Here is an 11,721-nt window from a genome sequence, read left to right as displayed (position 1 = left end):
AGCCAAAGGTGGGTTAAATGAGAGAGCGCCTGAGGAAAACACGCGCTTCAGCGACGGTGAAAAGAGATCCGGTAGCGCAGACGCAGTCGCCGGGGCGGGCCATCTTCAACGCTTCAACGCACGCGTCCTTTACGCGCGGACGCTCGATTGCGGGCTTGCCGAGCCGCTTTATCTTTTTGGCGAGCTCTGTGGCAGGCAGGGTCCGTTCATTTCCGGGGCTTGTCGCTATGACCTCGTCCGCAAGCGGCAGAATGGCCTTCAAGACCCCGTCCACGTCCTTGTCGGCCATTATGCCGGCAACGACTATGAGCCTCTTCCACTTGAGTCCCTTGAGGGCATCGGCTAAGACGGCCGCGGCAGCCGGGTTGTGCGCGCCGTCGACGACCACGAGGGGGCGCCTTGATATGACTTCGAGCCTTCCCGGCCAGAGGGCCTTCCTGAGCCCTGCCCTTATCGCCGCTACAGGTATATTGAAGCCCCTTTTTTTAAGGACTTCGATTGCCGCGAGGGCCAGGGCGGCGTTCTTGATCTGGTGCTGGCCGAGGAGCTTTAGCTTCAGGCCGCGGAGCTTTAAGTTTAAGCCCGAATAATCGAAAGAGGCCGGCTCCCCGGTTGAGGAGAAGTCTCTGCCAAGCCCATAGAGGGCGGATGAGGACTCTTGTGCCTTCCCGCGTATGACAGAAAGGGCGGCAGCCTTATCTTCGCCTGTTATGACCGGCCTTCCTGGCTTTATGATGCCAGCCTTTTCACGGGCTATGTCCTTCAATCCCTTCCCGAGGTATCTGGTATGCTCGATATTTATATTGGTGATGACAGAGACCTCGGGGACGACTACGTTCGTCGCGTCGAACCTGCCGCCCATGCCCGTTTCAATTACGGCTATGTCGGCCTGCCTGAGTTTGAAATGGAGGAAGGCCATCGCCGTTGTGAACTCGAAGAATGTGAGGGGTGAGGCCTCTTTTGACATCCTTCGGGAAGCCCGTTTTATAACGCGGGCGGCCAGGGCAAGCTCTTTTTCGGATACGAGCCTTCCTGATACCTGTATCCTTTCGTTGAACCTTGAGAGGTGAGGGGAGGTGTAAAGGCCGGTCTTCAAGCCCGCCTCGCGGAGGACCGAGGCCACGATGGCGGAGGTAGAACCCTTGCCGTTCGTGCCTGCCACGTGGACTGCAGGATATGCCTTGTGAGGGTCGTCGATAAGCGACAGAAGCTCTGATATTCTCGCGAGGCCCGGCTTTATGCCGTGCCTTTCGAGGCCGAGCAGCATTTTAATGGTGGGGCCAGTTGAGGGCATTTTAACGGCAGCGCGGATTGAGCATGGAAAGGAGCTTCGAGATGGTCTCTTTCATGAGCTTCCTTTCGACGATCATGTCGAGCATGCCGTGGTCAAGGAGGTACTCTGCCCTCTGGAAGCCCTCCGGGAGCTTCTGCCGTATGGTCTCGGCTATGACCCTGGGCCCGGCGAAACCGACAAGCGCTCTTGGCTCTGCTATGATTACGTCTCCGAGCATGGCAAAGCTCGCTGAGACCCCTCCCATCGTGGGATCTGTAAGGACGGATATGTACGGGAGGCACGCCTCCCGGAGCTTCGCTAAAGCCGCGGAGGTCTTGGCCATCTGCATAAGCGACAGTATCGATTCCTGCATCCTCGCTCCTCCGGAGGATGAGAAGATGACCACGCCAGAGCCTGATTCTATCCCGCGCTCTATCGCGCGGGTTATCTTCTCGCCCACTACAGAGCCCATGGAGCCGCCCATGAACGAGAACTCGAATACGGCTGCTGAGGCCTTCTGCCCGCCTATGAGCCCTTCGCCTGTGATCATGGCGTCCTTGAGGCCCGTTTCCTTCTGAGAGGCCTTGATCCTGTCCTTGTACTTTTTGAGGTCGCGGAACTCAAGGGCGTCTACCGGCTCCATACGCTCGTCGAATTCCCTGAAGGTCCCCTCGTCGAAGGTTATCTCTATCCTGGCCCTCGCGGAGATGCGGAAGTGGTAGTCGCACTTCGGGCAGACGTCCAGGTTCCGTTCGACCTCTTTCTTGTAGATTATCTCGCCGCAGTGGTCGCACTTGACCCAGAGGCCATACGGGACCTTTACGCTCTTGCTTTCCTCTCCGTTGGTGAAGAGGTCTTTCTTGAACCAGATCATATCCCCTCTCGATTACCTGCCTATGCCGCGCTTTAAAGACGAGACGAATGAGCCCGTCTCGCTTAAGATCTTCGAGCCCGCGTTCCTGGCTATTATGTTGACTATGGCGCTGCCGACGACAGCGGCGTCAGCGCTTTTTACCACTTCTTTAGCCTGCGTAGCGGTGGAGATGCCGAAGCCCACGCCTATCGGCAGGTCTGTGAATTTTTTCACGCGTTTTACGTACCTCGGTATGTCGGCCGATACTGATTTGCGCGCGCCGGTCACCCCCGTAACGCTAACGAAGTAGATGAACCCTGAGGCCTTTTGAGCGGCAAGCTTGATCCTTTTCTCGTCGCTTGTAGGCGTGAGGAGGAATATGAGGTCTATGGAGTTCCTGTCCAGCTCGCTTTTAAGCTCGTCAGCCTCCTCGGCCGGAAGGTCGACTATGAGGACGCCGTCCGCGCCCGCGGCCTTTACGTCCCTGGCGAACTTTTTAAGCCCGTAGGTAAATACCGGGTTGTAGTAGCCGAATAGCACGATGGGGACTTCGCTTCTTTGCCGTATATTTCTTACGAGGGTGAGGACGTCGGGGAGGTGGACGTTTTTTTTAAGCGCCCTCTCTGAAGATGCCTGTATCGTCGGGCCGTCTGCCATCGGGTCTGAGAACGGAATGCCGAGCTCGATAAGGTCTGCCCCGGACTTTTCAAGCTCACGGATTATCTTCCCGGATGTCGGCAGGTCAGGGTCCCCGGCGGTTATGAAGGTGATAAGGGCCTTCTTCTTTTCGGCCTTGAGCCGCGCGAAGAGCGATTCTATCCTTTTTTCTTTGTTGGAGGTCATCTGCTTTCCCTGTCAGATCTCGAAATTAAAAGCCTTTGAGACTGTATTGAGGTCCTTGTCTCCCCTGCCGGAGAGGCACACTATCATGCTCGCGCCCTTCTTCATGTCTCTGGCGGCCTTCATCGCGTGGGCCACGGCGTGTGAGCTTTCAAGGGCCGGTATTATGCCCTCCGAAAGGGTCAATGCCTTGAACCCATCGAGGGCCTCTTTGTCCGTAATGGTAGTATACTCCACCCTGCCGGTGTCGTGAAGGTAGGCGTGCTCCGGGCCTACGCCCGGGTAGTCGAGCCCTGCTGAGATGGAGTGGGTGTCTATTATCTGGCCGTACTTGTCATGCAACAGGTATGTCTTGTTGCCGTGCAGCACGCCGACGCTGCCTCCGTTTATCGAGGCCGCGTGCCTGCCGGTCTTAAGGCCCTCTCCGGCGGCCTCGACCCCTGTCATCTTTACCTTTTTGTCATCGAGGAAGGCATGGAAGAGGCCCATGGCGTTCGAGCCGCCGCCAACGCAGGCTACAAGGAGGTCTGGGAGAGAGCCTCTAAGCCCCAGCATCTGCCTTCTCGCCTCCGCGCCGATTATCGATTGAAAATCCCTGACGAGCATGGGGTACGGGTGCGGGCCAGCCACGGTCCCTATGATATAGAAGGTGTTGTATACGTTCGTGACCCAGTCCCTCAAGGCCTCGTTCATCGCGTCCTTCAACGTCCTGCTCCCTGAGGTAACAGGGTTTACCTTCGCACCGAGGAGCTTCATCCTGAATACGTTCGGGAGCTGCCTTTTTATGTCGTCCTCTCCCATGTATATCTCGCACTCGAGGCCGAACATGGCCGCGACTGTAGCCGCGGCGACACCGTGCTGGCCGGCCCCGGTCTCGGCGATCACTCTCTTCTTGCCCATCCTATTGGCAAGGAGTACCTGCCCTATCGTGTTGTTTATCTTGTGCGCCCCGGTGTGGCAGAGGTCTTCCCTTTTAAGGAATATGTCCGCGCCGCCCATTTTTTTTGTGAGCCTCTCGGCGAAGTAAAGCGGGGTGGGCCTGCCGACGTACTCATTAAGGTAATAGGCGAATTCTTTTTTAAACTCTGGGTCGCCCTTCCACTTGAGATATGCCTCTTCCAGCTCTATTACCGCCGGCATCAGGGTCTCGGATATATACCTGCCGCCGTATATGCCGAAGTGGCCGAGCCTGTCGGGTGTCTTTACCTTTTTATGGGAAGGGCGCGACTGTTGTTTTTTCATTTCCTTATCTGCTCCATGAATTTCTCAAGCCTTGCGTGGTCCTTTTTGCCGGGCCTCTCCTCAAGCCCGGAGCTTGCGTCAACGGCGTACGGCCGGACCTTCTCCAGGGCCTCTCTTACGTTTTCAGGGTTTAGCCCGCCGGAGAGTATCACCCTCCCAAGGGCCTTTGCCTCTATAGCTATCTCCCAGTCGAAAGTCTCTCCTGTGCCGCCCTGGACGCCTTCCTTGAAGGTATCGAGGAGATAGGCCGAGACGTTATAGGACTTGAGCCTGTTTATGTCAGCCCTGTCCTTGACGCGGATGGCCTTTATGGCCTTGAGGCCGAGCTGCTCGCAGTACTCGGGCGGCTCGCTCCCGTGGAGCTGTACCGAGCGGATGCCTGTCTCCGCGGCGGTCGAGGCCACCTTATGAAGCTCCTCGTCCACGAATACGCCTACAGGAGTTATGAAGGGCGGCAGCTCCCTTATGATGAGCCCCGCCGTCTTCGGGCTTATGTACCTGGGGCTCTTCCTGTAGAATATGAAGCCGAGGGCGTCCGCCCCCAGCTCAGTAGCCTTGAGCGCGTCCTCAAGGTTTGTTATGCCGCAGATCTTGACCCTGGTTTGGTTGTATGACACCTCTGAGTTCCTTGAGTTTTTTTCTGAAGTTCTCTTCCCTCATGAGCGCCTCGCCGATGAGGAAGGCCTCTACGCCCCACTCCTTGAGCTTCAATATGTCCTCGTGCGTGTTGATGCCGCTTTCGCTCACGAGGACCCTGTCTTTCGGCACATAGGGGGCGAGCCTTATCGTTGTCTCGATATCCGTCTTGAAGGTCTTGAGGTCCCTGTTGTTGACCCCTATTATCTTTGCCCCGGCTGAAAGCGCGTCCTCGAGCTCCTTTTCGTCATGGACCTCGACGAGGGCCGACATGCCAAGCGATTGGGTAAGCTCGATCAGGCTTTTAAGCCGCTCCTTATCAAGGGCAGCCGCGATGAGGAGGAGCGCGTCAGCTCCAGATACCCTCGATTCATAGACCTGATAATCGTCGAATATGAAGTCCTTCCTGAGTATCGGGAGCCTGATGTTGCCCCTTAGCGCGAGCAGGTAGTCGAGCTTGCCCTTGAAGTACTTCTCCTCGGTTATGACGGAGATGGCCGCGGCCCCGCCCTCGATATAGCCACGGGCTATCTCGGCTGGCACGAAGTACTCCCTTATCATGCCCTTTGACGGAGACGCCCGCTTTATCTCGGCGATTATCCTTATGCGGTCGGCCCCGCCCCTGTAGGCGACAGCCCTTTCAAAGTCCTTTGGCCTCGGGACCATTGAAAGCTTCTCCATAATCCCCTGAATGTGGAAGCGCGCCTTTGTCTCCTCCAGCTCAACTCTTTTATTCTCAAGTATCTCGTCGAGTATCATCTGTTTGATATTTCCTTGAGCTTCTCAAGCTTGTCTAAAGATTCTCCGGAGTCTATCGCGCCCCTTGCGATGGCGATGCCCTCCTCAAGGCTCGATGAGGCGCCTCCAGCAGTTATAGCTGCTGCCGCGTTAAGTATCACAACGTCCCTCGCCGGGCCCTTGGCGCCGCTTAGCACACCGAGTATTATTTCGGCGTTCTCGTCAGGGCCGCCGCCCAGAAGGTCAATGGATGAGCACCTTGTGAAGCCGAAGTCCTCAGGCTTTACATGGTATGTCCTTATCGAGCCGTCTTTAAGCTCCGTGACCCTGGTCTCAGCGGCAAGGGAGATCTCGTCGAGCCCGTCCTCGCCCCTTACCACGAAGGCGTGGGCAGAGCCGAGGTTATGAAGGACCTTCGCGAGGATATCGGTTAGGGCCGGATCGTAGACGCCTATGACCTGCCTTTTTGCGCCAGCCGGGTTGGTCAGCGGGCCGAGTATGTTGAAGATGCTCCGTATGCCGATCTCTCTCCTTACCGGGGCCGCGTACTTCATGGCCCCGTGGAGCATGGGCGCGAAGAGAAAGCCGATGCCAGCCTCCCTTACGCACTCCTCCACCCTGGAGACCTCGGCCTCGATGTTCACGCCGAGGGCGCGGAGCACGTCAGCGCTGCCGCTCTTCGATGATACCGACCTGTTGCCATGTTTTGCTACCGTAAGGCCCGCGCCTGAGGCGACAAAGGCGGCGGCAGTAGATATGTTGAAGGTCATCGACTCGTCCCCGCCGGTGCCGCAGGTATCCACGACCCCTTCGGGGGCCGCTACCTTCGTAGCCTTAGCGCGCATTACCCTGGCCGCGCCGGTTATCTCCGCGACCGTCTCGCCCTTCATCCTGAGGGCGGCAAGGAACGCGCCTATCTGAGCTGGGCTTGCCCCGCCGGTCATTATCTCGTTCATGACGCCGGACATCTCGGGTTCGCTCAAGTCTGAGCCTTTGATCAGCCTTCCGAGGGCGTCCTTTATCACGCTTGCCTCGCTACGGCGTATTTTTGAATGAAGTTCCTCAAGATCTCCTTGCCCGCCCTTGTAAGGATCGATTCAGGATGGAACTGGACGCCCTCTATGGGAAGGCTCCTGTGGCGGAGCCCCATGATCTCGTCCATCTCCGTCCACGCGCTTATCTCAAGGCAATTCGGCAGGCTGTCCTTTTTAACTATGAGGGAGTGGTAGCGGTTGGCCTCGAACGGGTTCTCTATCCCTTCGAATATCGTCCTGCCGTCGTGGTATATCATCGAGGTCTTGCCGTGCATGAGGCGCTTTGCCTTTACGACCTCTCCCCCGAAGGCGTAGCCGATGGACTGGTGCCCGAGGCAGACGCCGAGAAGGGGGATCTTTCCGGCGAATGCCTTTATGGCCTCGACCGATATCCCTGCCTTTGGCGGGTCGCACGGCCCCGGCGAGATGACTATCGCCGCCGGGGAAAGCTTCTCTATCTCTTTTGTCGTTATGGCGTCGTTCCTTTTGACCAGCACGTCCTGCCCCAATTCCATGAAGTACTGGACGAGGTTGAAGGTAAAGGAGTCGTAGTTGTCTATCATCAGTATCATTTCAGAAAAGCCCTTCCGTCGCCATCTCTACGGCTTTTAGCATGCCCCTTGCCTTGTTCTCAGTCTCCTCGAACTCTTTTTCCGGGACCGAGTCGGCAACGATGCCGGCCCCGGCCTGTATGTGTATGCGTCCGCCGGCGATGACCATGGTCCGTATGGCTATGCACATGTCCATGTTGCCTGAAAAGCCGAGATAGCCAACGCACCCGCCGTAGACCTCGCGCTTGGAGGGCTCGAGCTCTTCTATTATCTCCATGGCCCTTACCTTCGGCGCGCCGGTGAGCGTGCCCGCCGGGAAGCAGGCCTTGAGGGCGTCGAATGAGTCGAGCCCCTTTTTGAGAGTACCCTTTACGTTAGAGACTATGTGCATGACATGGGAATAGCGCTCTATAGCCATGAGCTCGTCGACTTCGACGGTGCCGGCCCTCGCGACCCTTCCGACGTCGTTCCTGCCGAGGTCCACGAGCATTATATGCTCTGAGAGTTCCTTCGGGTCGGCCAGGAGGTCCTTTTCAAGCGAGAGGTCCTCCGCCTCGTCCCTGCCCCTTTTCCTCGTGCCGGCTATCGGCTTCACGTTCACGCTCTCCCCTTCGACCCGCACAAGTATCTCCGGCGAGGAGCCGACGAGGGTTGCCTCCCCGAGCTTGAGGAAGAACATGTAGGGGGAGGGGTTTATGACACGCAAGGCCCTGTATATGTCGAAAGGGTCTACGGTGAGAGAGGCCGAAAACCTCTGGGAGATGACCGCCTGGAATATGTCCCCTTCGACTATGTATTCCTTTACGCGCTCAACGGCCCTGAGGAAGTCCTCTCTTCTGAAGTTCGAGGATATCTCTACTGTGCCGCCGGGTGTTTGTCCGCCCCTTTCCGGGGTCCTTTTCCTGAGCTGCTCCACGATGGCGTCGATCTTCCGAAGTGAGCTTGCGTAGGCCTCGTCGACGTCGTCGCCTTCGTTGATATAGGCGTTTGACACTATCTTTATCCTGTGCTCGACGTTGTCGAATACGAGGAACGTGTCTGTAAAGATGAGGTATATGTCGTCGAGCCCGAGCTCCCTGGGGGATGAGTCAGGCAGGTTCTCTATGTGGCGGACGATGTCATAGCTCATGTAGCCTATGGCCCCGCCTGAAAACCTGGGCGCGCCCTCAACTGTAGCCGGGGAGAAGCCGGAGATGATCGACTGGATGATATCAAGGGGGTTGCCCTCTATGACCCTTTTGCCATTGGCCTGTACTACCTCGACACGGTTTCCGAGGCTCCTTAAGACCATCTTCGGGGCAGAGCCGAGGATGCTGTACCTCCCCCATTTCTCACCGCCCTCCACGCTTTCAAGGAGGAAGGAGTCGCCTCCGGTATCTATCTTCATGAAAGCGGAGACAGGGGTGTCGGTGTCAGCGAGGATATCCCTCCAGACGGGCACCATATTGCTCGTTTTGGCTAATTCCTTGAAGACATCGAGGGAAGGGCAGTGGCTGGGCCTTCTCATAAGCTACCTACTTTATCATAGCACTGGAAGCTTAGTCAATAGCTTCACCGGGCTTTCTTGAGGCCGGGGATGGCCTAACGATACCATATTAAAGCGTTTTTCTCCCGCCTTTTTTGCCGCTTGACACGCTCTCCGCCTTTTCGTACAATCTGCCAAATCCGTTCAATCTGTCACCCGTTACGGGTTATCTCCGGCCTTGGCCGGGTTGCCATAAATAAAAAGCAGGAGAGGTTAAAGAAATATGAGAAAAGCTGGTTTATTGGGTCTTGCGTTTGTGGTGCTTCTTGCGACAGCGGGTTGCGGCCAGAAGATCAAGAAGGAAAATGAGGAGCTCAAGGCGCAGATAACGGCTCTTACGGGCGAGAAGACGGCGCTGCAGACACAGATGGCCACTATTCAGACCGAGCTTGAAGAGGCCAAGACACGCATAACCACGATAACCTCCGAGCTTGACGCTACCAAGCAGGAGCTTGAGGTATTAAAGGCCAAGGCCAAGCCGGCCAAGAAGAAGTCAAAGAGGTAAGTGCCTCTTAGAGACGGTATCCGCTCCGCCCGCCCGTACCCCGGGCGGGCGGTTTTTTACAGGCTTAAAGAAATCCCTTCCCTTATCCGATATGTAAAGACGCAGCCTGATGGCGGGACTGCTGGCCGGAATTGACCGGCATTTCCTGATGCGGGGAAAGCTCTATTTAATGGTATTCCGGAATTGAAAGTAATATAATGCCTTTCAAGACGCGGGCCTTTAAGAATTTTCCGGACTACGCCCTTTTCCTCCATTCGCCATCCGCTTAAGCTACCTGTCTTGTTTTGGCTTGCGTTCATATTCTCACGGGGTAATACGTGATGTTCCGGCAGGGCTTGAAATCCAAAATACTCAACCTGACGATCGGGCTTGCGCTCGTCGCCTTCGGGGTGCTCATACTCCTGGTCATAAAGGAGGAGGAGAAGAGCCTTTTGAGGGAGCGCCTGAAGGCGAGCGCGCTCATGGCCCAGCCCATCCTCCATACTATCTACAAGGACATGCTCGATGAGCGCGCTGACATGTCCCGCTTCCTCATCGAAGGCCTCAAGACCATAAAGGGGGTTGAGCGGGTCCAGCTCATAAGGTCGAACGGGGTCGAGGAGGCCTTCCAGGACCACAAGACCCTGGACGCCGTCAAGACCGAGTTCGGCGAGATAAAGCCGGAGTGGCTCGCCGACCACCCTAACAAGCTCAACAACGTCGCCAAGGGCATACAAAACCCGGAGTTCAAGAAGGCGCTCCAGGCCTTTAACCGCGGGCAGAAGGAAGCGGTCTATTATACCGAGAGCGAAGGGGACCGGAAACTTTTTACTTACGTAGTGCCGATAGAGTACAGGCCGAAATGCTCCTCCTGCCATGAGCACGAGGAGGCCGCAAGGGGCGCGCTCATGATAACGACCTCCCTTGAAGAGATGTACGACCTCCTGGCCGGGTCGAGGAATAAATGGATATTCTACGGGCTCGCCACCTTGAGCGCGATGACGATCCTCCTGGGGCTTCTTGTCTCCGGCGTCATAACCCGCCCGATCGACAGGGCGGTCGTGATGCTAAAGGCCATAGCCGAGGGCAAGGGAGACCTCACCAAGAGGCTCGAGATAAGCTCGAATGACGAGATAGGCCTCCTTGGCAGGTGGTTCAACAAGTTCGTCGACGGCATGCAGACGATGGTCAGGGACATCTTCGGCATATCGAGAGAGGTGTCGGCCGCGTCCACCCAGATAGAGTCTTCGTCAAGGGAGATAATCGAGGCGGTAAAGACCCAGATGCAGGCCGCGGAAGACACATCCGGGTCCATACAGGAGATGGACGCGTCGATAAAGATGGTCGCGGAGGAGGCCGAGGCGCTCCGCGGCTCGTCAAGCGAGGTCTCCGAGTCCGTGCGCACCATGTCCGGCTCTGTCGACGATGTGAAGGTCAATATAGAGAAGCTCTTTATCGCGGCCTCATCGACTAACTCTTCCATAAACGAGATAGCCGTATCAATAAACCAGGTCGCCTCGCACGTCGACGAGCTTTTCAGGAATAGCGAGGACGTCGTCTCTTCGATCATTGATATCGGCGAGAAGGTCAAGGAGGTGGAGACCTACTCCAGGAGCCAGGCCGAGCTTGCCGAGAAGGTCAGGGTGGACGCCGAGGACCTCGGCATGGCCTCGGTCGTCAAGACCAGGGAGGGGATAGAGAAGGTAAGCGAGGAGGTGGCCTCGACCGCGCTGGTGATAAACCGCCTCGGCGAGAGGTCGAAAGAGATAGGCAAGGTCTTGATCGTCATAAACGACATAGCCGATACGACCCACCTCCTGGCGCTCAACGCCACGATACTGGCGGCGCAGGCCGGTGAGCACGGGAAAGGGTTCGCGGTAGTTGCGAGGCAGGTGAAGGACCTGGCGACGAAGACGACCTCTTCGACAAAGGAGATAGCTGAGCTCATAAGCCAGGTCCAGAGCGAGGTGGCTATCTCGGTAGAGTCGATGAAGAGGAGCTCTGAGAAGGTCGAGGACGGCGTGGCCCTTTCAAGGAACGCCCAGGAGGCGCTCATAAAGATACTGGACTCTTCACGCAGCTCCTTCGAGATGGCGAAGCTCATCGAGAAGGCGACTGCCGAGCAGACCAAGGGCGCCGGCCAGATCGCCAGCGCCGTCCAGGTGATGAGCCACATGGTCTCCGACATAAAGAACGCCTCAGGGGAGCAGTCGCACGCCGCCAAGGAGATCTTGAAGGACACCGCGCAGATGCGTGAGTTCATGGAACGGGTGAAATCATCTACCATGGAGCAGGGGCGTGAGACCAGGAGGGTCGCCGAGGCCATATTCAAGGTGATAGAGAAGATATCAAGGGTGGCCGACGCGACATCCGAGCAGATGGTCTTCTCCAAAAGGATAGTGAACGCGGTAAATACGGTCAAGAAGGCCGCTGAGGACAACGCGGCGCTCGCGGCAAGGCTCGAGAGGACGGTAGGCGAGATGAACAGGCAGGCAGACGCCCTCAAGAGCACTGTGGCAAACTTCAAGGCATGACAGAACGGAGG

11 protein-coding genes are annotated in these 11,721 nt (G+C 57.0%); 2 read left to right on the top strand and 9 right to left on the bottom strand.

Going from position 1 to position 11,721, the window contains the following annotated elements; all coding sequences use genetic code 11:
- Positions 1-13: 13 nt before the first annotated feature.
- Genes A2V21_303960 through A2V21_303920 form a run of 9 tightly spaced genes read right to left on the bottom strand, consistent with a single transcriptional unit; the run spans position 14 to position 8,674 of the window.
- Positions 14-1,294, bottom strand: coding sequence for a hypothetical protein (locus A2V21_303960; GenBank protein OIJ73493.1), 1,281 nt, complete (start codon positions 1,292-1,294; stop codon positions 14-16).
- Position 1,295: 1 nt separating this feature from the next.
- Positions 1,296-2,147 carry an acetyl-CoA carboxylase subunit beta gene (locus A2V21_303955; GenBank protein ID OIJ73492.1) on the bottom strand — a complete coding sequence of 284 codons (852 nt, stop codon included), beginning with the start codon at positions 2,145-2,147 and terminating at the stop codon, positions 1,296-1,298.
- A 12-nt stretch (positions 2,148-2,159) separates the two neighbouring features.
- Positions 2,160-2,969, bottom strand: coding sequence for a tryptophan synthase subunit alpha (locus A2V21_303950; GenBank protein OIJ73491.1), 810 nt, complete (start codon positions 2,967-2,969; stop codon positions 2,160-2,162).
- A 12-nt stretch (positions 2,970-2,981) separates the two neighbouring features.
- The gene (locus tag A2V21_303945) at positions 2,982-4,208 is read right to left on the bottom strand and encodes a tryptophan synthase subunit beta (GenBank protein OIJ73490.1); all 1,227 of its coding nucleotides are present in this window, start codon (positions 4,206-4,208) and stop codon (positions 2,982-2,984) included.
- Positions 4,205-4,825, bottom strand: a complete 621-nt coding sequence (locus tag A2V21_303940; GenBank protein OIJ75041.1) for an N-(5'-phosphoribosyl)anthranilate isomerase — start codon at positions 4,823-4,825, stop codon at positions 4,205-4,207. The genes A2V21_303945 and A2V21_303940 overlap by 4 nt, the downstream gene beginning before the upstream one ends.
- Complete coding sequence (locus A2V21_303935; GenBank protein ID OIJ73489.1) at positions 4,776-5,603, bottom strand: hypothetical protein; 828 nt, start codon at positions 5,601-5,603, stop codon at positions 4,776-4,778. The genes A2V21_303940 and A2V21_303935 overlap by 50 nt, the downstream gene beginning before the upstream one ends.
- Positions 5,600-6,550, bottom strand: a complete 951-nt coding sequence (locus A2V21_303930) for an anthranilate phosphoribosyltransferase (GenBank protein OIJ75040.1) — start codon at positions 6,548-6,550, stop codon at positions 5,600-5,602. The genes A2V21_303935 and A2V21_303930 overlap by 4 nt, the downstream gene beginning before the upstream one ends.
- Before the next feature lie 53 nt (positions 6,551-6,603).
- Complete coding sequence (locus tag A2V21_303925) at positions 6,604-7,188, bottom strand: anthranilate/aminodeoxychorismate synthase component II (GenBank protein ID OIJ73488.1); 585 nt, start codon at positions 7,186-7,188, stop codon at positions 6,604-6,606.
- A gap of 1 nt (position 7,189) precedes the next feature.
- A complete protein-coding gene (locus A2V21_303920) occupies positions 7,190-8,674 on the bottom strand; it encodes an anthranilate synthase component I (GenBank protein ID OIJ73487.1) in 1,485 nt (494 codons plus the stop codon).
- Positions 8,675-8,933: 259 nt separating this feature from the next.
- Between A2V21_303920 and A2V21_303915 the strand changes: the two genes are divergently transcribed.
- Positions 8,934-9,197 (top strand): hypothetical protein, encoded by a 264-nt coding sequence (locus A2V21_303915; GenBank protein OIJ73486.1) that lies wholly within the window; start codon positions 8,934-8,936, stop codon positions 9,195-9,197.
- A gap of 320 nt (positions 9,198-9,517) precedes the next feature.
- Positions 9,518-11,710 carry a hypothetical protein gene (locus A2V21_303910; protein OIJ73485.1) on the top strand — a complete coding sequence of 731 codons (2,193 nt, stop codon included), beginning with the start codon at positions 9,518-9,520 and terminating at the stop codon, positions 11,708-11,710.
- The last annotated feature ends 11 nt before the right edge of the window (positions 11,711-11,721 follow it).

It is taken from the genome of Deltaproteobacteria bacterium GWC2_55_46 (assembly GCA_001595385.3).
Lineage (GTDB): Bacteria > Desulfobacterota > GWC2-55-46 > GWC2-55-46 > GWC2-55-46 > UBA5799.
Note: the sequence above shows the minus strand (reverse complement) of the source record. Positions and strands in the feature narration are given on the sequence as shown.

Coding starts and splice junctions, on each gene's coding strand:
- A2V21_303960 (OIJ73493.1), bottom strand. CDS start 1,294: ATGCCCTCAACTGGCCCCACCATTAAAATGCTGCTCGGCCTCGAAAGG.
- A2V21_303955 (OIJ73492.1), bottom strand. CDS start 2,147: ATGATCTGGTTCAAGAAAGACCTCTTCACCAACGGAGAGGAAAGCAAG.
- A2V21_303950 (OIJ73491.1), bottom strand. CDS start 2,969: ATGACCTCCAACAAAGAAAAAAGGATAGAATCGCTCTTCGCGCGGCTC.
- A2V21_303945 (OIJ73490.1), bottom strand. CDS start 4,208: ATGAAAAAACAACAGTCGCGCCCTTCCCATAAAAAGGTAAAGACACCC.
- A2V21_303935 (OIJ73489.1), bottom strand. CDS start 5,603: ATGATACTCGACGAGATACTTGAGAATAAAAGAGTTGAGCTGGAGGAG.
- A2V21_303930 (OIJ75040.1), bottom strand. CDS start 6,550: ATGTCCGGCGTCATGAACGAGATAATGACCGGCGGGGCAAGCCCAGCT.
- A2V21_303925 (OIJ73488.1), bottom strand. CDS start 7,188: ATGATACTGATGATAGACAACTACGACTCCTTTACCTTCAACCTCGTC.
- A2V21_303920 (OIJ73487.1), bottom strand. CDS start 8,674: ATGAGAAGGCCCAGCCACTGCCCTTCCCTCGATGTCTTCAAGGAATTA.
- A2V21_303910 (OIJ73485.1), top strand. CDS start 9,518: ATGTTCCGGCAGGGCTTGAAATCCAAAATACTCAACCTGACGATCGGG.